The following is a 20162-nucleotide window of genomic DNA, read 5'->3' as shown; positions in this document are numbered from 1 at the left end:
GTAGTAAGTAGCAAAAATTCAGCCAAGGTCGGCGATCGCCCTGGTAGTATGGCAAATGGAGCTTTATGTCTAACTTTTCCATTTTGTTTTGAGCCATTGTGTTAACCTATGCTGCAATTGACCCCCAGTGCCGCCCAGGAAATTAAACGATTGCAACACAGTCGCCAACTAACCCGCCACCATTTTCGTTTGGCGGTCAGGCCCGGAGGGTGCGCCGGTTGGTTATACCATTTGGATTTTGTGCCGGAAATTACCGCTGACGATTTGGAGTATGAAAGTGGCGGTGTGACGGTGCTGGTGGATAGCCAGAGTGCAGGTTACCTCCACAATCTCAAATTAGACTATGCCGAGGATTTAATGGGGGGAGGATTTCGTTTCACCAATCCCAATGCTGCCCAGGTGTGTAGTTGCAGCTTGTCCTTTGCTCCTAATTTAGAAAAGAATTTGTAGGCGGACAAATGGTCACCTTTGTCTTGGCAATTACCGCAATCTCCTGCCTGATTTGGTGCTTTCTATTGGTTGGTTGGGGAAACTTTTGGCGTTGTGATCAGGTTTTAAACTTTGATCGCCCATCAACTTTACAAGCATATCCCTCCGTAGCGGCCATTATTCCGGCTCGGGATGAGGCGAGCGTATTGGGTCAAAGTTTGCCCAGTTTGTTGGAACAGCATTATCCAGGCCCGTTAAAAATTATTTTGGTGGATGACCAAAGCAGTGATGGCACCGGGGCCGTGGCCCAACGTATTGCCAGCGGTCTAGGCCATGGCGATCGCCTGGAAGTGGTGTCGGGGCAGCCGTTACCCCCTGGATGGTCGGGAAAATTGTGGGCCGTGGAACAGGGATGGCAAACAGTACAGTTGAAAAAAAAAGGTTCAGATTCCTGGCCGGAGTACATTTTTCTCACCGATGCGGACATTGCCCATGGTCCCCAAACCATTACAGCCTTGGTGGAAAAAGCCCAACGGGACAATTTAGCCCTGGTATCCCTGATGGTGCTGTTGCGCTGTGAGAGTGTTTGGGAAAAATTGCTAATTCCAGCCTTTATTTTTTTCTTTCAAAAGCTTTATCCTTTCCCTTTAGTTAATAATCCCCAACGTCAAACGGCGGCGGCGGCGGGGGGCTGTATTCTCATGCAACGGTCAGCCCTACAAACCATTGGCGGTATTGGAGCTCTGAAGGAAGCGTTAATTGACGACTGCACCTTAGCCCAAAAGGTAAAAGCCCAAAAATTACCCATTTGGTTGGGGCTAACTAGGGCAAATTGGAGCTTGCGGCCCTACGACAGCCTAGAAACCATTTGGCAGATGGTCAGCCGCACTGCCTATACCCAACTGAATTACAATCCTTTGCTGTTGCTGGGGACTTTGCTTGGCATGGCTTTGGTCTATTTGACTGCCCCCATAGCCCTAATATTGGCAATAATTTGGGGTAATGCTCCCCTGGCCCTATTGGGAGCTTTCACCTGGATGCTAATGGCGATCGCCTATGGCCCGACCCTGAAATTCTATGGGCGCTCCTGGCTTTGGGGTTTAACCCTACCGTTGATTGCCCTGTTATATAGCCTCATGACCCTGGATTCTGCTTGGCAACATTGGCGAGGCCAGGGCGGCGGTTGGAAAGGTCGGATTTATCCCCAGGGGTCTTGATTTTTTCGACCCCCAGGAAAACTCCCCAGTTATCGGGCAAGGGCACTGAGGTCCCAGATTTTTACGGTTTTGTCCTCCGCACCGCTGTAGAGGGTATTGCCGTCGGGACTAAAAGCTAGGGAAAGAACCCAGCCTTGGTGACCCCTCAGGGTAGTAACCTGTTTGCCGTTGGCTAAATCGAAGATCATAATGGTTCCTTCTTTGTTCGCAGTAGCTACCCAGCGATTATTGGGGGAAACGGCGATGGTATTAATTTCTAAACTGGGGCCTCTGACGGAAAACAACTCTTTGGCATCGGCTAAGTTCCAAGCTTTAACAAAATTCCGCACCGCTCCTACCAGTTTTCTGCCATCGGGGGTCACAGCTAAGCCGTTGATGAAACCTGGCTGTTGGGGAGAAGTGCCCAGTAATTCAAAGGTGTTGGCATCCCAAAATTTAATGGTGCGGTCCTGGCCGATCGCCCCGGTGATAAATTGACTGCCGTCGGGGGTGAACACAACGCTGGTAGTAGGGCCGAGGTTATCCGCTAGGGTTTGTATCAAGTTGCCCGATGCCCTTTCCCAAATGCGAATGGTGCGATCGCCACCACTAACGCTCACAATAGTTTCTCCGTCGGGACTAAAGGCCACACCACTGACCTTATCCGTGTGGCCAACCAGGGTTTCAACCCTCATGCCATCCCGAACCCGGCGCACATCAACATTATTGTCAGCGGCGATCGCCAACCATTGACCATCGGCACTAATGGCTAAATCAGCAAAATTATTGACGGGACTCCTTTGGCTATAAACCACTTCTTGGTTAGCTAAATCAATCAGGGTGATTTGGTTATCCGCCGTAGCCACAGCCAAATATTTACCATCAGGGGTGATGTTGAGGGCAGTGATAATGCCTTGAAAACCGCTCAGATTTTCCACTGCCACCGACGGACTGGCCGTAGTTTGAGCAACTGTGTATGGGTTAGGGGTGCTGGCATTAGCGTGGGCATTCTCGCCTGGATAAACTAGGCAAGCAACGGTCAAAAAAAATGTAGCAGGGGCAGAAAATTGTTTCAATCGAGGGAAATAGTTGTTCATCTTAAAAAATAGTTAAGTTACTAAAACGTTCGCTTACTTGATTATAATAAGCGTTACTTAAAGTCTTTTTATAAGGTTTTAGTCCATCTTCTCAACCGACCCCCTAAAAATCTGTTGATAATAAATAATTTTTGCTAATCCTCCTTTTTGATGGGACGGATAGGAACAATTGATTATCACTTCTAGACTCTTCCAACACATTCTCAGGCAATTTATCTTGGGAGTACTATTTTAAAAAATATCAATAAATCATATACATTTGGCAACATTAGCCCTAACTTAACCTAGAATGTGTTTACAAAGTTTTATTTTGATCCCCAAATCTCCTGACTAAGGCTTCGGCAATGCTAGGAAACTTTCACTCAGTTTTTCTCCAAATTTGGGGAGTCAGGGGGGCTTGCAAAACAGGCTCTTAATTAGCGGACTGATCAATTATTTGTCATTGGTTAATCAAGTGGTTTATATTTAATTGATTTATTCAGACCGGTTCAATATCTTTTGATCTATTTTTGACTATTAAAATATATGAAACTTTTTCATTGGCTACTTTATTTCACCACGTTCAGTTTACCAGGAATAATTCCCTGCCCTGTTTTAGCCAATGAAGTTCTCAATTTTACTAACTTTACCCCTACCACGGCAGAATTAAATGATGACTTCCCATTGGAAAAGACAATCAGATTAGAGCCATTTATAGTAGAAAATATTGCCGATTTAAGAGCCGCTGAATCAAATCAAGAGCCATGGCAAACTTCCGTAGATTATTCCCATAGCTTGACCTCCAGCACCCTAACCACGGAGGATTTAAGGGGCCAGTCAACACAGTTGGTACAGCTTACAAGCCAAGCATTAACTGAGCCAACAAAAGAAGGAGAACAAGATTTTTTGCCAGCCATAACTCCAGAAAAAAGTTCCTATCCGGAGAGTATTACCCAACAGTCGACCAACACAGAAAATAGTGAACAGCTTAGCCCCAACCCAATAGCTGACACTGCCCAAAATGACGGTTGGCAAATTTTTATTACCCCCGGTGCCATCCTACCCATTAATGCCTATGGGTCAGCCAGAATTAGGAGAGTTCAGGGTGATTATCACCTTACCACTGCGGACATACTGGAAAAATTAACAGTTTATGCTGGGGGAAGAGTCGAAGCTTGGCACGGTAACTGGGGCATTATTTTGGATGGATTTTATTATAATTTGCAGGGAGCTACCACCAATCAACGGGACAATTTTACTGGCTTAGCATCTTTTAGTCCAATTAATTATTTACTCAACACAGATATCAATAATCGTTTGAATGGAATTAGTGACATTCTTGTCGACCAGTCTGATATTTTACAGCAAAAGAAAAGTGATATTAACCAAAGTCTAGACCAAATTCAATCTGAGTTTGAACTGGTGCGCAATGCAGCTCCCGATCGCCAGGAGTTAATGGCGGCGATCGCCTCAGCTTCGGCCAAAATTGAAGCATTGCAAGCCTTGGGTAATGCCATTGACCGGGAAGCTATTGGGGCTTGGGCGGAACAAATTAACGAACTGAAAAAGATGGTGGAGGAGGGCAACCTTGGGGAACGGGAAATCGAACAAAAATTAGCCCAACTCCAGACCGTCCTAGCTGCTGCCCAGGGTTTTCGGGACAATGCCATTGGTTCTATTGATCGTCTGGAGGACCGAGTGCAACAACGGGTGACGGAAATTCAAACCTTTGCTGCCCAGTTGCAAAACCTGAGGGAAGAAACTAGAGAATTGCTGGCCACATTGCCCCTCGAAGAAATTGACCGTCGGGATTTGGCCAAAATTGCCCTGGGGGGCCTAGATAAAATAAAGGAAATTGAGGGCGATCGGGACCGTTCCACTTTGGAAAATATCATCGACCGGATGGAAACTGCCCAGGATAAGTTGGAGGCAGTGCGTGCCTTACAGACGGAAATTCAAACGCGCATTGCTAATCTTCGTTCCAGGGAAGATCTAGGGGCATTGCAGAAAAAATTGGCGGAAACTAGGGAAAAAGTGGGACAAGTGCGGGAGGCGATCGCCAATCTAGAGAAAATTAAGGATTCCCATCTAGGGGAAATTATTCAAATCCTCCAAGACAGTAATGCCAAGGAAAACTTGATTCAATTGCAAGAAGCACTGGCCAAGTTGCAATCGCTCAAAAATAATGCAAATTTTGCCGATGCCTTACAAGATTTAGCCAAACTAGACCAAATTTTGGCCAATGAAGAGCAAGTAATTGCCGCCATTCGGACTGAACTTTACGGGGCAGGGCAACGGGATTTAACCATTGATACCAACACCGAGCTATCCGTCAGCGAAACTACCGTTGATCTAGCCATTAGCTACCATTTTGGCGACGCCCGTCCTGTTTACGGTTCAGGAAGCCAGAGCAGAAGTTATCCCCAGTGGTGGTTTGAACCCTACATCGGAGCCAGGTTGATCAATCTCAGCTTTGCCCTGGACCAGACCACTAACTACCGCTATAACAGCTCCCTAGTTTCCCTGGCGGGACAATTCCAAATTAATGAAACCGCTAGCCGCACTTGGATTAATCCCTTAGTGGGGGGAAAATTGGGGGTGCAGTTGACGGATACTTTGGCCCTTTGGCTCCGGGGGGATGTGTCCGGCTTTGACCTATCGGGGGAGGCGGATTGGAATTGGAACGCCATTTTAGGACTAGATTACTATGTAAGAGAAAATGTGGCCATCCAGCTAGGTTACAAATTTTATAGTTTGAAGTATGGACAGGGCAGTGGCGACGATGGTTTTGATTTTTCCCTGAATTTGAATGGCCTCTATTTGGGTTTGACCCTAAGGCTTTAGGCTGTTTGCAAGACCCCGCGGCCCCCCGAATTTGGGGGAAAACTGAGTGAAAGTCCTCCATTATTGCCGGAGCTTTAGTGGGTCGATTTAGAGGGCGGAATGAAACTTTCCAATCTGAGTCTGTTAACTTTCACCAAGGAATTTATTTTAAAAACTTTAAAAACAGAGTCTTCTAACCGACAAAAATCCCCTTCAGTCTCCCTATAACTCCATAACCCCGGATTATGGTGACTGGTACCATGGCAGGGTTGAACGCAAAACATCTCAATTTATCAAACCAATGAAACCTGAATTTGCCACTGTCCAGGCCTGGGAACAGGCAGATTGCCTGATGCAACCAGCTCTGATTCGCACCATTGACCATCTGCGACAAGGTTTGGAAAGTTGTCCCTGGCGCAGTCGCTACGAGGAGGTGCAGGAACCCATCCCAGGCCATCGGTTAATTCTGGAAAATGAGGGGCAAACCTACGGAGTTAACATTTGGGATTTATGCTTTCAAGTCTGCTTTGCCAATTATCAAGCCCAGCCCTTTGGGGATAACTTGCCGGAGAATAATCAGGCTTTGGCAGTGGAAATAGACCAGGACTTATTTAACGACCAAGGGGAAGTGGATTGGACGAAATTAGACCATAAAGCTCGCCATTGCGTGGAAGTATTTTTAGCCGCCCTGCCCACCGTTGGCCATAGTTGATTTTGATTGCAGGCGATCAACCGTGCGGAGAATTTGTCCTGCCAACATGGCCGCTCCAAAGCCGTTGTCAATATTGACTACCCCCACCCCCACTGCACAGGAATTGAGCATGGTTAACAGGGGAGCCACGCCGCCGAAACTGGTGCCATAACCGACGCTGGTGGGTACGCCAATCACAGGACAGTCCACTAATCCCGCCACCACACTGGGCAAAGCCCCTTCCATACCGGCCACCACAATCAACACATCCATGGCTTGGATTAATTCTCGATGGCTCAACAGTCGGTGAATGCCGGCAACTCCCACGTCCCAGAGTTTCTCCACTTTGAACCCGCAGAGGCTGGCAGTGATGGCCGCTTCCTCCGCCACGGGTAAATCCGCTGTACCTGCACTGAGAACGCCAATGGTACCGGAATATTTAATTTGTAAAGGGGTTTGCACCAGGGCACAAATGCGAGCTTGGGGATAGTACTGCAATAGAGGAATGCGATCGCCAAGGAGATCCGCCACCTCCGGCTCCACCCTGGTCACTAGCACCACCGGATTATGCACTGCTAAGACCTGGATAATCTGCTCAATTTGTTCTGGGGTTTTGCCTGGGCCCCACACAACTTCTGGAAAACCCGTCCGCAGTTGCCGCTGATGATCCACTTTGGCAAAATCATCGATCGCCTGGAAACTGAGGTGTTTAAGCTGCTCAAAACCCTCTTGGCTACTGATGTGGCCACTGGCGATCGCCGTGAGCAATTGTTGGAGGGAATCTGGGGTCATCGGTGCAGAAAACTGAAAAACAGGGCCACTGACCATTCTGGACTATTTGGGCTAGGTTGCCCCGCCGTACATGGCCTGTAGTACCAGAGCCGGATCTACTAAAACTCCGTTATGGCGCAGTTCCCAATGGAGATGGGGCCCTGTGGTTCTTCCCGTCATGCCCACCCGACCAATGCGCATCCCCGCCACCACCTGTTGTCCCTGTTGGAGCACAATGCCCCCCTGGCGATCGACCAAATACCGTTGCCCCTGATGCACTTCCACCCCGCCCATTAAATGACAGTAAGTGTGCTGCCAAGGGCCGGACTGAATGCGAACCATGGTGCCGCAACCGGTATGGTCGGACATTTCCACCACTGTGCCATGCCACCAATTGCGTATGTAACTGCCCAGGGGCGCAGCCAAATCCAAGCCATTGTGGAAAGTGCTAGCCCCAGCGGTGGGGGCTCGGCGGGGACCAAACCCAGAAGTATATTGCTGGAAATTTTCCACCGGGAAAGAAGCATACTGCCAAGGGTTGGTGGAACTGGTAGCCACTGGAGCATATTGAGCAGCAACCTGGTTATTGGAGGCCAAAGCAATGGTCAAGGTGCTACTGGCCATAACCAGAGCGAGGAGAGATATTAACGACCATAGTCGGCATTTTCTGACCCTGGGCCTGGATAAATTTCTACTTAACCAATGCTTTTGACGACAAGTTCGCCAGAAAGAGTTCATAGCACAATCCTCACACGTTTCACACTGCTCCCTAGTGTATGCCTAGAATTGTTCCCTGGCGAAGGTCAACTTATTTATCTCTGGAGGCATACCTGGGTGTGGGTAAAAAGCACGAAAATGCCCATTAATGCCCCTGTCGTCCGTAATGAGGAAAGATCTAGCAAAAGTCTTCTGGATGGAAAGAGGATTGCAAAAAGATTCTTCTCTAGAAAATCTTACTTTTCCAGTATTCTCCTAGACCATTAACTTTAGGCTTTAAGACCAGTTAAATTGGGCTTGGTTTGGTATAGATTGAGGTTAACTAGTTAAAAATACAGTCTATCTTGCTCCGTTGTTGTTGTTCTTCCGCCCCCCGCTGAGCCGTGCTCTACAAAATTCGCCACTATCCCAACTCGGTGTTGGCCGTTACGCTCAAACCCAAGGAACGGCTCTACATTAACCCCGGTTCCCTAATTAGCATGGATGGGGGATTGGTCGTTAGTCGGGTTTGTGGTGGAGGCTGGCTCCGGGCCTTGGCTCGGTTTTTATTGGGTAAAGAAAACTTAATGGTTAATGCCATCCATAATCCCAGCGATCAACCGTTAAGTTTTACCCTAGGCAAAGCCTTACCAGGAAATTTGACCAGGCTAGACTTACCCAAAAATGGCATAGTCATCAATCCAGGAGTACATGTTGCCCATACCAGCGGCGTCAATATGGGGGTGTATTGGCTCGGTCTATCCAGTTGGTGGGGGGGGCAGGGTTTATTCGGTTTGAAACTCCAAGGTAAAGGCCGCGTCTTCCTTGGTAGCTACGGCACCCTTAACCAGTTGTCCTGCCCCCAGAGTTTTGTGGTGGAGCACTCTCATTTAGTAGCGTTTCAGCCCAAGCTCAAGCTCAAAGTTAATTTTCCCCGGGGTATTGTTGGTGATCTCCAGTCCGGTCGGGGGCTGAGTTCCCTTCTAAAGGGCTCCGGCAACCTCTATTGGCAATCCCGTAGCTTGAGCAGTTTAGGCCGTTTTATCCGGCTCCGACTGCGCTGATTTTTTCTTTGCCCGCCCTATGAACATTAAACTTCTCAATTCCCCCCAAACGGCGATCGCCAGGGTACTTCTGGAGGCCAATGAAGAATTAGCAGCCCAGCATGGTTCTTTAATTGCCATGAGTCCCGACATTACGGTGCAAAGTTCCGTGCGGCGCACTAGCGATGGAGCAGGGAAACAGAGTAGCCGGGGCAATCAAGTTAAAACCATGTTTTTAAACAATTATCGAACCGGGGAAAATGGCGGTGAAATTTACCTGGCCCCTCCCCTAGTGGGAAACCTGGGGCACTATCAACTGGGCGGGAGGAAATTAATTGTCCGCCAAAGCTCCTACCTAGCATCCGATGGCAAGGTGGACATTTTCATGGGCTACAAATCCGCCGCCAAGAAAGAACCCTATTCCTGGCTGAGTTTGGTGGGCGTTGGAGATGTGTTAATCAGCTCCTTTGGGGCCATGTATTCCCTGGAAGTGAATGGCAAACAAATTGTCAACTCCGACCATGTGGTGGCCTTTGATAACAGCCTCAAAGTTAAGCCGTATCAAGAGTTGCGTCCCTGGCCCAAACGTCTGGTGCCCAACCAAGAAATCCTCTATGAATTCAGTGGCACAGGTACAATTTTTTGCCAAACCCATGGTCCTCGGAATTTTGCTCGGGAAGTGGGTCGCCAACTCAAACCGGAAAACTTCAAACTGCGCTAAATCATAAACCGAAACCACTAATATCATTGCCCTGTAACTGAAATCTGCCCGCCATGATGGAAGAAGAATCCCTAGAAAAGCTCGAAGAAAGTCTAGAACAGATCGACCCTGAGGAGGATTTGGAAGAGGATTACACCCAACATCTCTTTGCCCATCCCCGGGAAGCAGGGGGAGATAACCAGGTACGTCCTACAGATGATGAATTTAATCTTCCCTACAGCATTAATGGCCATGCCCTGTACGCCACCCTGGAGCTGACCCTGAAGCCCGGTCAAATTGTCCTTGTTGATGCCAATGTAGTCACTGCCATGGACCGTTCTGTTCTCTTTGTTAACAAATTGCGGGGGGGATTGTTGGATGTCCTCCGTAAAGCCCTAGGGATAGATACCCTATTTCTTAACCAATTTACGGCAGAACAAAGCGTTGGCCACCTGCAATTGGCGCCAGCCCTACCGGGGGATATTTGTCATTATTTTTTAACCACAGAAAAAGGTATTTATCTCCGGGCAGATAACTTCCTGGCCTGCCAACCAACGGTGAAAATTGACACTAATTTCGCCAGTATGAAGCATTTTTATAACGATAGTGAGAGTTTTTTATTGCGTTTAGTCGGACAGGGGGATTTGTGGTTCAGTCTTTATGGTGGTTTGGTGCAGGTTTCCATGAACGGCGATCTGGCCTATAATCCCGATTACATTGTTGCATTTGAAGATACCCTGGATTACCAAATGACTAAACAGGAGGGGCTCGCCGTCGATCGCCTACGGGGGGACGTGTGGGGTGGTAAGGGTAGATTGTGCCGCTTCACTGGCCAGGGGAAAATTTGGCTCCAGGCCCGTCAGGCCAATAGCTTTTTGAACTATGTCCAATCAATTTTGCTCAATTTACGTTTTCCCCGACTGAATTAGGGGGATCAACGCATTTACGGAGGACTTGGGCCATGGTAGGATTACCAGGTGAAATTAGGTTATGGGCATTAAAAATAAGCTTTTGCTTCAACGAATTAGAGCGGAAACTCACACCACTTTTGATCCGCAGTCGAAATTAAAACCACTACAAACATCACAACTTTTTTGGCTAGACCGATGACAATGGGGGACGATCTCTGGGGATGGCAGAACATCAATGGTTCACCCTATCTCACCTGTGCTTTGTTGGCTCCCTGGCCCCATGCCTTTTTCACCAGAGCCTTCTATCCCCAATTGCCCGAACAACTGATCACCTATCTTGATCCCCAAGGAAAAGCTTTCCGGGTCAAACAGGTTCATGGGGACGTAACCCTAACGGCAACGGAAATTGGCCAAACTCCCTTGGCCCCAGACAGTACCCATCCCCCAGCGGATGGCATCATTAGCGACGCTCCCCACCAAGGGGTCTGGGTGGCCAGTGCGGACTGTACCCCGGTATTGATTGGCGATTTGATTGGTAAACGTGTGGCGGCGATTCATGCAGGCTGGCGGGGGACCAAAGCCAGAATTGTGCCCAAAACCATCGATAAATTTCTGGCCCTGGGTAGTGAGTTAAAGGATTTACGGGTTGCCCTAGGCCCGGCGATCGCCGGAGAGGTGTATCAAGTCGATCCCTGGGTGGCCTTGGAAGTGGGGCAAAGTGTGCAAGCAGTACAAAAATTAGCGACAGAAGAACAGCAATGGGACCATTTATCCACCATGGTGAACCCGCCCGTGTTACCTGATGCAGAACCGGAAAAATATCGCCTTGATGTGCGTCGCATCAATCAATTGCAACTGTTAGAGTTAGGTTTTGCCCAGGAACAGATTGCTGTGGCCCCCCACTGTACTTTCCAAATGGAAGAACTTTTTTTCTCCTATCGCCGTACCCACACCAAGGAGGTGCAATGGTCTGGCATTGTCAGTTACTGACGCGGAGACAAAATGGGAAATCACTCACGCCTCGTCTCAATTTTTTCCTTGGTTAGTGGTTGGGGCGATGTTGACCAACTATTACAGTTAGGGAGCGACAAATATTTTGACCTCCGTACCGGCAGCACCCCCTCCTTTTTTACAGACTTTGGGAGGTTTTGCAAAGTTCAGGAGGAGGTCAACGTTAGAGTTCAGCAAATTAACAAATTACTTTTTCGCATTTTCTTTAAAATCCTTATCCACCACAAAACGGTTAGCCACGGTTTCCGGTTGAATAGCCGAAAGAATTACCTGATTAGAGTCCATAATGATCACAGCCCTGGTACGTCGGCCATAGGTGGCATCAATTAACTGACTACGTTCCTTGGCATCGCTGATAATCCTCTTAATGGGAGCGGATTCTGGACTGACAATGGCAACAACCCGATTGCCAGAAACAATATTGCCAAAGCCAATGTTGATGAGTTGAATTTCCATAGATTAGGGTGGATGGGAAATGGGAGGAGAGGGGGAAATGATCGCTTAGGTATTTATTAGAAGCAATGGTTAGCCTTTAAGAGTAAATGTCTGTTTGTCCCGTAATTTAGCTAACTGAGTTAAATTATGGCCAATTTCAGCCTATCCCTCCTTTTACTTTCGACTTTCAGGGCTTTTTCCGCGTCTATCCAGAGATAGATTAATCCGGAAAATTAGGACGAACCAGCGGATTTATCGTCAAATTGCCCAATATTTCCGGTTGTATCCACGGAAACTCCCCTTTGTCAACTTTCATGGAATTTTCATGCCCTTTGTTGCCATTGCTTTCGCCAAAATTTTTGATACCCTCGACGCCACCACCCTAAGTTTTGGGCGCACCCAACTTTCCCTCTTGGATTTATTCCAGTTGGCCCTATCTGCCCTAGCCATATTCGTTTTAACCCACTACCTCAATCGGGTTTTACGGAGCATTGTTCTACGGCGTTTTATTTATGAACAAGGCATCCGCTACATTGTGGCCAATTTGTTGAGCTATGGTTTGGGTTCTTTTTTGTTCATTGCCATGCTCCAAACCAGTGGCATTAACCTCTCTTCTCTCACGGTGGTGGGGGGCACCCTTGGGCTAGGGATTGGTTTAGGTCTGCAAAATGTGACCCGTAATTTTGTTAGTGGGGTAACTCTGCTGGTGGAGCAAAAGGTCAAAATTGGCGACTATATCCGCTTTCAGAACATTCAGGGTTATGTGCGGGAAGTATCCACCAGGGCCGTGGTGGTGGGACTCAAGGATGGCTCCAAAGTAATTTTGCCCAGTAGTCTACTGATCGAAAATCAGGTGATTAACTATCATTACGAAACGCAAACGGTGCGTTTGACCGTGGCCGTGGGGGTGGCCTATGGCACTGATCCGGTGTTGGTGACGGAAACCCTTTTGATGTGTGCCTATAGCCAAGCCTGTGTGGTCAAAACTCCCCCAGCCCAGGTGATTTTCCAGAATTTTGGCGACAATGCGTTGGAATTTGAGCTTTGGGTCTGGATTGAAGAGCAATACATGGGCCAGCATCCGGAAATTCTTAGTGCCCTACGCTACACTATTTGCTTTTACTTTAAGCGCAATGGCATTGGCATCCCTTGGCCCCAACGGGAACTCTGGCTTAAAAATCCCGAGGCGATCGCCAAATATTTTCACCCGGATTTGGATTTGCCCAGCCTGTCTGACCCAGCGCCCCAAGAACCGACCATTTCCCTCAGTCAGGTTTTGAAATCGAGTGACTATTTCAGTGGCTTAAACGAGTTGGAAATTCGCCAGTTGGTGGAAATTGGCCAGTTACAATCCCTGCAATCGGAGGAGGTGCTTTTTCGGGAACGGGATCCAGCCGATGGCTTTTACATTGTCATTTCTGGGCTGGTGGAAGTCTATACGGAGAAACTGGGTCGGGTACTGGCGAGTTTGGGACCTGGTAGTTTCTTTGGTGAATTAGCCTTGATGCTGGGCATTCCCCGCACTGCCTCGGTTAAAGCTAAGGAAAAATCTCTCCTGTTTGTGGTGCGATTTCCCCAATTTGAACAATTGCTACAAAGCAATCCTGATTTCCGTGAAGCTATTATCAATGCGTTGGGGGAACACCAAGGGGAATTAATGCGCCGCAAAGAAGAACTGGCCACCAAGGGTCTCCTTACTTCGGAAGAGGAAGATAGTAATATTATGAACTGGGTGCGTAAACGGCTCCAGCGGCTATTTGGTTAGGGACTGAAGACCACGGACGGACAATTTTTACTAATTATTCCTGAGGTTATTATGGGCAATCGATCTCGTTTTGGGGCATTGACATCCCTTGGTTTAATCGTTGTTGCTCCCTTGGTTCTGATTCTGAGTCCCAATTTTTCGGCCATGGCTACGGAACCGACCCAGACCCAGCTACAAACGGCGGCCAAACTTGTTTGCCAAGCTTTGAGTGAAGGTAAATCCCCCGATGTGGCCAGGGATGCCGCTAGGGCATATTTAATCGCCGAAGTGGGTAGTCGTGATTTGCTAAATGCCGATAATGTTCGCCAAAAACTACGGCCGGAAGTGATCAAGCAATGCCCTGGCCAAGCGATGAAACTCATTGGCCGCTAGACCTTGCTAACAAATAAACAACCTCGATAATTTGTCCTGCTAATGCGTCTTGCCACCACCATTGAAGCGATCCTTTATCTCCAGGCTAAACCGGTGGCGATCGCCGACTTGGTCAGCATCAGTGGTCAGGAAAAGGCCTCCGTGGAGGATGCCCTGATGGAGTTGATGGAGGACTATGCTCACCGGGACAGTGCCCTGGAAATTGTGGAAACTAACCAGGGTTACAGCCTGCAACTCCGGGCCGCCTTTCAACATCTGATCCAAGATTTTGTCCCCGCCGATCTCAGCACCGCGAGCCTCCGTACCTTGGCGGCGATCGCCATTAAATCCCCCCTACTGCAAACAGACTTGATCGAACTACGGGGCAGTGGAGCGTACCAACAGGTGCAGGAATTGGTGGAAACGGGTTTTGTCCGCAAAAGAAAGCAAACGGAAGGACGCTCCTATTGGCTGGAAATCACCGACAAGTTTCACCAATACTTTGAGATTGATAGTTTACCGGCGGATTTTGCTGAAAAAAAACCAAAATAAGCAAAAAAAACATCCGATCTTCTTAAACCCATCCCCAAAAACCAGTTTCACGCTTGATCATTATCGACTTAATCCCACAATTGCCAATGGATATGACTGCTGGGGAAACCCTAGGTTACGGACTAGGAACGGGAGGTTAACTTTGCTGAATCTGCCTCAGAGAGCTTTTTCTCACTAGTTTTACCCCGTAACTTTTCCCGCCAAAACAGCTAAAAAGATCGGGCAAGGCCGCCGACAGCCCTGATAATGGGAAGGAATTGTCGCAAGAGGGTATCAGTCCGTTGTGAAACCCCGTTCTTTTTTCGTTCTACTGGCCGCCGTTGCAATTTTTTCATTGGCTGTGGCCGGCTGGGGTACTGCCCTGGTACTAGGCCACAGTCCCCTTAATTTAGCCCGGGGAGGGGTGAGCCGTAGTCCCATGGCCCCAGGGTTAATTCCTGGCCAGTCACCCATTATGGTGTCTTTGCTGGTTAATCCCGATCGCCTGGAAGCCTTTACCCAATTGGCAGTTAATCCTGGGCGGCGGCGTCGATCCCACCGGGAGTTGGCCGAGTTGGAGCAGAGTTTGCTTGCTAAAACGGGGCTGGATTATCGCAAAGAGGTGAAACCCTGGTTAGGGGAGGAAGTTACCCTAGCGGTGACAGATTTGGATTACGACCACAATGGAAGCAATGGAGCCCAACCGGGATATTTACTGGTGGTCCACAGCCGGGATCCAGAGCTGAGTCGGGAGTTTTTGCAACTGTCCTACGCCACTGCGGCGATCGCCGGAGATACGGACCTGGTGTTTGACCGTTACCAAGGAGTCAAAATTACCTATAAACACCCCGTTAACCCAGTGCCCAACGGCAATTTACTGGCCAGTGCGGTGGTGGGGGACTATGTTCTATTTGCCAATCATCCCCAGGTTTTGCGCCAGGCTTTAAATAGTTTGCAGGCCCCTTCCCTCAGCCTGGCCCAAACCGCAACTTACCAACAGGCCCTAGCCAGTTTAAATAACCCGAAATTGGGAATAGTTTATGCTAATTTTCCTGCCCTTGCCGCTTGGCTTGGCCAGCGACCTGCCATTGATAAAAATTCTGACCAAACGGCGATCGAACAAACTTTAACAGTGGCTTTATCTCTCCAAGCCCAGGGATTGGTGGCCCACACTGCTTTGACGGGGGTACCTAGCAATAACCCAGGGGAAAAGGCGGAAAATGTAACTGCCATTAAAACCAATTTAGTTAACTTACCCCCCAGCAGTAGCTTGGTAATTAATGGTCAAAACCTAGCTCAACAATGGCAACAGTTGGCCACGGGTTTAGCCCCCCATAGTCTCCTACAACAGGCCTTAAGTAAGTTAGTTTATGATTGGCAACAGCCCCTAGGTTTAGATTTAACCACTGATATTTTTCCTTGGGTGCAAGGCGATTATCAATTAATCTTTTTGCCCAAAACTAATCCGAGCCAAAATGATTGGGTATTTGCCGCCCAGGACTTGGATGCCGCCGCCACTGACTTAGCTTTGGAACATCTAGATCAATTGGCGATCGCCGCTGGCTACCAATTATCAACTTTGGACCTGGGTGGGCAACGGGTATGGGCTTGGACTAGTCTCCAAACCCTGGCCAAGCAGAATATTACCAGCCTACAAACCCAAGTTAGGGGAGTTCATTGCCGAGTCGGCGATCGGGTAATTTTGGCCAGTTCCCTCGAAGCTTTATCCCAAGTGTTGGACCAAACCAGTCCTTCCTTGGCTGATCAACCAGAATTTCAACAGGCATTGTCCACTTTGCCCGATGACAGTTACGTTTACCTTGATTGGCAAAGGGGAGAACCATTTTTTAGCCAACAATTACCCGTGCTCAGGGTATTGGAGTTATCGCTCAAACCTCTGTTTAAAAATTTACGATCCCTAACCATTAATCAAGAGTCTAGCTCCACTTCCATTAGCAACAGCACTATTTACCTGAATCTGGGGGTTGATTAGCTTGGGGAAGTGCTCTCGCCATCTGAATTGGGAGCAAAGGTTTAGAGCCTGTTTTAAAAGCCCCCTTGGGCCCCCCAATTTTGGGGAAAAGTGAGTGAAATTCCCCCAGTATTCCGGTCGATTTAGGGGACGCAATAAAACTGTCTAAAAACGTTCTTAGGGAAATTTCCTTTGCTTTGATCGGATTAGCGTTGTTCCACACTTTGGCAAAATTTTGCCGACAAACCGTCAAAGATCCATACCTCCCTCACTGAGCACCACATTGGGATTTTCCCCCATGCGGAGGATATGGGCCGCCGTATTGTGTACGCCAAATTCTGCCCCCAGTTGGGCCCCCAGGGTGCCATGGATGGCCATATAGGCCATGAGAAATAGGGCAAAACCGAGATAGGCCCAGCTAACTTCATTGCGGCAATTGGTGCGCCAAACAAACCGTTGATAGCCCCGCCAAATAGTTGTGCCCACCATCATCGCCAGTAGCAGGATGCCCCCCACGCCATGGAGCAACATGGTAGTACCAGCGCCAATGCCCCAATCACTGACTTGATTTGTGGGAGGTTGGGCCAAAAGAATTTCAAAAAAGCCCGCCGCCACCGTGAAAAAACTAATGAAGGCACCGGCCACGGCATTGTACCAACCCACATCAAAGAAGTTTTGGCGCTGGGCGGGAATGGCAAACCCTTTGAGAATTGGCCGCTCCAAGGGGAAAAATACGCCCGCAAAATCAAAAATTAGGGCAATGATGAATAACCCCAGACTGAAATGAACCAAATTGGGATGGATGGGAAATCGGTAGGGCAGACCATTGGTGCCTAGCTGGAGGCCAATTTCTTTGAGTTGGTCAATCAGGGAAGGGTTCATGGTGCGGTCAATTTCCTCAGTGAAAATGAGATGGGGGGTAAAACTTCTATTTTGAAAACTTGTTAAGACTAGGGAATAATGCCGTCTTTGGTTGCTTGGACTACGGGTAGGGTGTGCAGACCATAAACCCAATCCACTAGGGAGCCAAGGAAGATTTGGATGCATACTAACACCATAAATACAGTGGCTAGCATGAGGAAAGGCAGGCTGGTTTTCAGCGGATTTCGCACCCTCAACACTCCCCGCCAAGCCGTTAACCCTGCCAAAATGGCAGACAATGACCAGCCGTTGACCGTGTGCCAATCCAATGCCGGTTGGGCCGCCGGGTAGGGCATCGCTAGAGCCGCTTCAAATTCCCCAAAAATCACTGCAAAAAAAATGGCGATCGCCGCTGTGAGCCAATTCCACCAAGCGACTTCAAAGAACCGAGGCTTTTTTTGGAGGTAGCCCACCAGTTCACTAATGTAGGCAAAGAAAACCATGCCAATGACAAAGTGGACAATGATGGGATGGAGGGTATCGGGGTAGGGCAGATTTTGGTCATTGAGGGTGAACATGGGCAGGTTCCGCAAAGTGGTTGGGTTTGGGGGCTGAAGTTAATAGTTGCCGGTGTGGTCAGGTCAAGAACAGATTTAAATACAAATTTAGCTAATTTAAAAACTAATAAAAAATTAAAAGTAATTGGCCATAGGTTAACCCCCCTACCGATTCATACCGGGGCTAGGTTGGGGGACGAAAGGAGCCCTTTCCCTTTCCGGTGTTTTGAAGCCAAGGTACAACAGGACGATAAAAATCAGGGGCGCAATGATGGCGATCGCCTTGATGCCTTGGTGTTCCTGCCGTTGGGCTGGGGTCATGGCGGCCCATTTTAGTTCCTGGGCGGTGGGGGCGTGGGGACGATGGAAACGGTCGATGGTTTCTTCCGCTAGCCATTGGGTGGTGGATTTGAAGTTATGCAGAGGAGTGGGCAATAGCTCTAGATAGGTGGCATTCCGCAATAAATCCCCTGCCTTGCCTTGGATGCGTACCCGGTCAAATAAATTGGCTACCCCATTGTTCAAGCCCAACTTCATCAATGTGCCCCGCAGTTGGGGATCGGGACTAACTAACGGTTTACCATTGTGTACCGCCATTAAATTTTTGGCGATCGCCGCTCCTTGTTGGTAGGCAATCTGGGCCAGGGCCGGTTTGGGATTATCTTTGACTGTCACACAGTCCCCGGCGGCAAATACCTGGGGAAAACTAGGCAATTGCAAAGTACTGGTTACTAGGGGTTGCCCATGGCGATCGAGTTCCTCGGCCGGAATCTGTTCCTTGAGGGTTTTGAGTAGAGGGTTAACCGCTGTGCCGGCGGTCCAAATGGTGGTGCCAGTGTCTAAGTGGCGCAATTCCTCCTCCCCAGTTTCCACAAACTGCAAACTTTCCGGGGTAACGCTTTTGACCCCCACCCCTAACTTCAACGTCACCGGAATAGTTCTAGCTTGCAACTCCTCCAGGGCACAGCGCTTGAGCCCGCTATTGGCATCCCCGGCCAAAATTCCCGGCGCATGGTTGACCAAGTAAATTTTTAAATCGTTGATATTGCCCCCCATGGGCACATACCAACTGGGCAGTAAATCCGCCAACGTGGCCGCCATTTCCACCCCCGCCGGCCCGGCCCCCACGATCGCCACGGTCAATAATCTTTCTTTTTCCGCTTGATCTGCTGTGGTTAACGACTTTTCTAAACAGGCTTTGAGATGATCCCTAAGGGCGATCGCCTCGGTTTGGGAACGGAAAGCAAAGGCATTTTCTGCCGCCCCCTGGGCCCCCAAATACCCCTGCACTGACCCCACTGCCAGCACCAAATAGTCATAATGCTGTTCTTGGCCAGAATCAAGTACTAACCGTTTTTCCTTCAATTGCACATCCGCAACTCGGGCTTGGACTATATCAATGCCGCTATCGGCCAACAATTTTTCATAACTGGGACAAACCACCGACTCTGGTAACTCTTCGGTGAGCAACTCGTAGAGCATGGGCTTAAAGACAAAATTTGCCTGGGGTTCCACTAGGACAATGGGGCCGGCGTGCTGATGATGACGCAGATGGAGAGCAGTGAATAGTCCAACAAAACCACCACCGATAATCACCGTTGTTGCTGAATCAGACGAATTAATGGCCACAGTTTTCCATCCCACTCCCGAACAAGTTTCACTATGCCCGGAGGCACTTCCCCTGTAAAGGTAGCACGCAAGTAAAAAGTGGGGCCAATTTCCTGGAAACTGGAACCCCACTTAACAAAACTTAGGCCAAAGATCTTAGGTTAATCAGACGAATTACATAGGAGGCAGAATTACTTGGTCAATGACATGGATTACACCGTTGCTGGCATCCACATCGGCGGAAATGACAGTGGCTTTGTTAACTTTCACTTTGCCATCTTTGACTTTGAAGGTGAGGGCTTCCCCAGCTAGGGATGCCACTTCACCGGATTGAACCTGGGCGGCGGTGATTTTGCCAGGAACGACGTGGTAGGTCAAAATTTTCACCAATTTATCTTTGTTTTCGGGCAACAACAGACTTTCCACCGTACCAGCGGGCAGAGCGGCAAAGGCATCATTGGTGGGGGCAAAAACGGTAAAGGGGCCTTCAGCGGATAAAGCTTCCACTAAATCAGCCGCTTTGACTGCTGCAACGAGGGTACTGAAAGTTTCATTGCCTGCGGCGACTTCCACAATAGTCATGGCGCTGTCCGTGGCGGCTTGACTAACTACGGCAGATTTTTCGGTGGTTTCCATTTCCGCCATGGCAACGGTGGGCATCCCCAGGGCAAATCCAGTCAGAGCGGTAAAAGCAACAATTCTAGCAGCGGTTTTCATAGCAATGTTTCCTAGTGA

General features: G+C 48.8%; 20 protein-coding genes. 12 read left to right on the top strand and 8 right to left on the bottom strand.

Annotation, left to right across the window (positions count from 1 at the left end; translation table 11 throughout):
- The first annotated feature begins 108 nt into the window (after positions 1 to 108).
- A complete protein-coding gene (locus H6G46_RS01415) occupies positions 109 to 450 on the top strand; it encodes an iron-sulfur cluster assembly accessory protein (RefSeq protein WP_010874186.1) in 342 nt (113 codons plus the stop codon).
- Positions 451 to 458: 8 nt separating this feature from the next.
- Positions 459 to 1646, top strand: coding sequence for a glycosyltransferase (locus H6G46_RS01410; RefSeq protein ID WP_010874187.1), 1188 nt, complete (start codon positions 459 to 461; stop codon positions 1644 to 1646).
- A gap of 29 nt (positions 1647 to 1675) precedes the next feature.
- Here the strand turns inward: H6G46_RS01410 and H6G46_RS01405 are convergent, their stop codons facing one another.
- A complete protein-coding gene (locus H6G46_RS01405; protein WP_010874188.1) occupies positions 1676 to 2722 on the bottom strand; it encodes a WD40 repeat domain-containing protein in 1047 nt (348 codons plus the stop codon).
- Positions 2723 to 3247: 525 nt separating this feature from the next.
- Between H6G46_RS01405 and H6G46_RS01400 the strand changes: the two genes are divergently transcribed.
- Together H6G46_RS01400 and H6G46_RS01395 are read left to right on the top strand one after the other, a co-directional pair.
- Positions 3248 to 5545 carry a hypothetical protein gene (locus H6G46_RS01400; protein WP_010874189.1) on the top strand — a complete coding sequence of 766 codons (2298 nt, stop codon included), beginning with the start codon at positions 3248 to 3250 and terminating at the stop codon, positions 5543 to 5545.
- Positions 5546 to 5825: 280 nt separating this feature from the next.
- Positions 5826 to 6236 carry a hypothetical protein gene (locus tag H6G46_RS01395; protein ID WP_010874190.1) on the top strand — a complete coding sequence of 137 codons (411 nt, stop codon included), beginning with the start codon at positions 5826 to 5828 and terminating at the stop codon, positions 6234 to 6236.
- Here the strand turns inward: H6G46_RS01395 and larB are convergent.
- A complete protein-coding gene (gene larB / locus H6G46_RS01390) occupies positions 6204 to 7007 on the bottom strand; it encodes a nickel pincer cofactor biosynthesis protein LarB (protein ID WP_041426075.1) in 804 nt (267 codons plus the stop codon). The genes H6G46_RS01395 and larB overlap by 33 nt on opposite strands.
- Before the next feature lie 51 nt (positions 7008 to 7058).
- The gene (locus tag H6G46_RS01385; protein ID WP_010874192.1) at positions 7059 to 7724 is read right to left on the bottom strand and encodes a M23 family metallopeptidase; all 666 of its coding nucleotides are present in this window, start codon (positions 7722 to 7724) and stop codon (positions 7059 to 7061) included.
- Between the two features lie 362 nt (positions 7725 to 8086).
- Here H6G46_RS01385 and H6G46_RS01380 point away from each other — a divergent pair, with 362 nt between their 5' ends.
- The 4 genes from H6G46_RS01380 (at position 8087) to pgeF (ending at position 11326) form a co-directional block, all read left to right on the top strand.
- Positions 8087 to 8746, top strand: a complete 660-nt coding sequence (locus H6G46_RS01380) for a TIGR00266 family protein (RefSeq protein ID WP_010874193.1) — start codon at positions 8087 to 8089, stop codon at positions 8744 to 8746.
- Positions 8747 to 8765: 19 nt separating this feature from the next.
- Positions 8766 to 9446, top strand: coding sequence for a TIGR00266 family protein (locus H6G46_RS01375; protein WP_010874194.1), 681 nt, complete (start codon positions 8766 to 8768; stop codon positions 9444 to 9446).
- Positions 9447 to 9499: 53 nt separating this feature from the next.
- Positions 9500 to 10354: a TIGR00266 family protein gene (locus H6G46_RS01370; protein ID WP_010874195.1), complete on the top strand. Its 855-nt coding sequence runs from the start codon at positions 9500 to 9502 to the stop codon at positions 10352 to 10354.
- 177 nt (positions 10355 to 10531) lie between these two features.
- Positions 10532 to 11326, top strand: a complete 795-nt coding sequence (gene pgeF, locus H6G46_RS01365) for a peptidoglycan editing factor PgeF (protein ID WP_010874196.1) — start codon at positions 10532 to 10534, stop codon at positions 11324 to 11326.
- Between the two features lie 207 nt (positions 11327 to 11533).
- Here pgeF and H6G46_RS01360 read toward each other — a convergent pair whose 3' ends face one another.
- On the bottom strand, positions 11534 to 11803 hold the full coding sequence (locus tag H6G46_RS01360) for an extracellular matrix/biofilm biosynthesis regulator RemA family protein (protein WP_010874197.1): 270 nt from the start codon (positions 11801 to 11803) through the stop codon (positions 11534 to 11536).
- 304 nt (positions 11804 to 12107) lie between these two features.
- Between H6G46_RS01360 and H6G46_RS01355 the strand changes: the two genes are divergently transcribed.
- From H6G46_RS01355 to H6G46_RS01340, 4 genes are all read left to right on the top strand, one after another.
- Complete coding sequence (locus H6G46_RS01355; RefSeq protein ID WP_010874198.1) at positions 12108 to 13547, top strand: cyclic nucleotide-binding domain-containing protein; 1440 nt, start codon at positions 12108 to 12110, stop codon at positions 13545 to 13547.
- 51 nt (positions 13548 to 13598) lie between these two features.
- The gene (locus tag H6G46_RS01350; RefSeq protein WP_010874199.1) at positions 13599 to 13919 is read left to right on the top strand and encodes a hypothetical protein; all 321 of its coding nucleotides are present in this window, start codon (positions 13599 to 13601) and stop codon (positions 13917 to 13919) included.
- Between the two features lie 42 nt (positions 13920 to 13961).
- Positions 13962 to 14450, top strand: a complete 489-nt coding sequence (gene scpB / locus H6G46_RS01345) for an SMC-Scp complex subunit ScpB (RefSeq protein WP_010874200.1) — start codon at positions 13962 to 13964, stop codon at positions 14448 to 14450.
- A 283-nt stretch (positions 14451 to 14733) separates the two neighbouring features.
- Positions 14734 to 16422 (top strand): DUF3352 domain-containing protein, encoded by a 1689-nt coding sequence (locus H6G46_RS01340; protein WP_010874201.1) that lies wholly within the window; start codon positions 14734 to 14736, stop codon positions 16420 to 16422.
- Positions 16423 to 16650: 228 nt separating this feature from the next.
- Here H6G46_RS01340 and H6G46_RS01335 read toward each other — a convergent pair whose 3' ends face one another.
- The 4 genes from H6G46_RS01335 to H6G46_RS01320 all read right to left on the bottom strand — a co-directional run bounded on the left by H6G46_RS01335 (position 16651) and on the right by H6G46_RS01320 (position 20144).
- Positions 16651 to 17283 carry a DUF2231 domain-containing protein gene (locus H6G46_RS01335; protein WP_020861928.1) on the bottom strand — a complete coding sequence of 211 codons (633 nt, stop codon included), beginning with the start codon at positions 17281 to 17283 and terminating at the stop codon, positions 16651 to 16653.
- Between the two features lie 68 nt (positions 17284 to 17351).
- A complete protein-coding gene (locus H6G46_RS01330; RefSeq protein ID WP_010874203.1) occupies positions 17352 to 17840 on the bottom strand; it encodes a DUF2231 domain-containing protein in 489 nt (162 codons plus the stop codon).
- Positions 17841 to 17984: 144 nt separating this feature from the next.
- The gene (locus H6G46_RS01325) at positions 17985 to 19448 is read right to left on the bottom strand and encodes an NAD(P)/FAD-dependent oxidoreductase (RefSeq protein ID WP_014407163.1); all 1464 of its coding nucleotides are present in this window, start codon (positions 19446 to 19448) and stop codon (positions 17985 to 17987) included.
- 153 nt (positions 19449 to 19601) lie between these two features.
- A complete protein-coding gene (locus H6G46_RS01320) occupies positions 19602 to 20144 on the bottom strand; it encodes a fasciclin domain-containing protein (RefSeq protein WP_010874205.1) in 543 nt (180 codons plus the stop codon).
- Between the last annotated feature and the right edge of the window lie 18 nt (positions 20145 to 20162).

The sequence above is a fragment of the Synechocystis sp. FACHB-908 genome (assembly GCF_014698595.1).
Lineage (GTDB): Bacteria > Cyanobacteriota > Cyanobacteriia > Cyanobacteriales > Microcystaceae > Synechocystis.
Note: the sequence above shows the minus strand (reverse complement) of the source record. Positions and strands in the feature narration are given on the sequence as shown.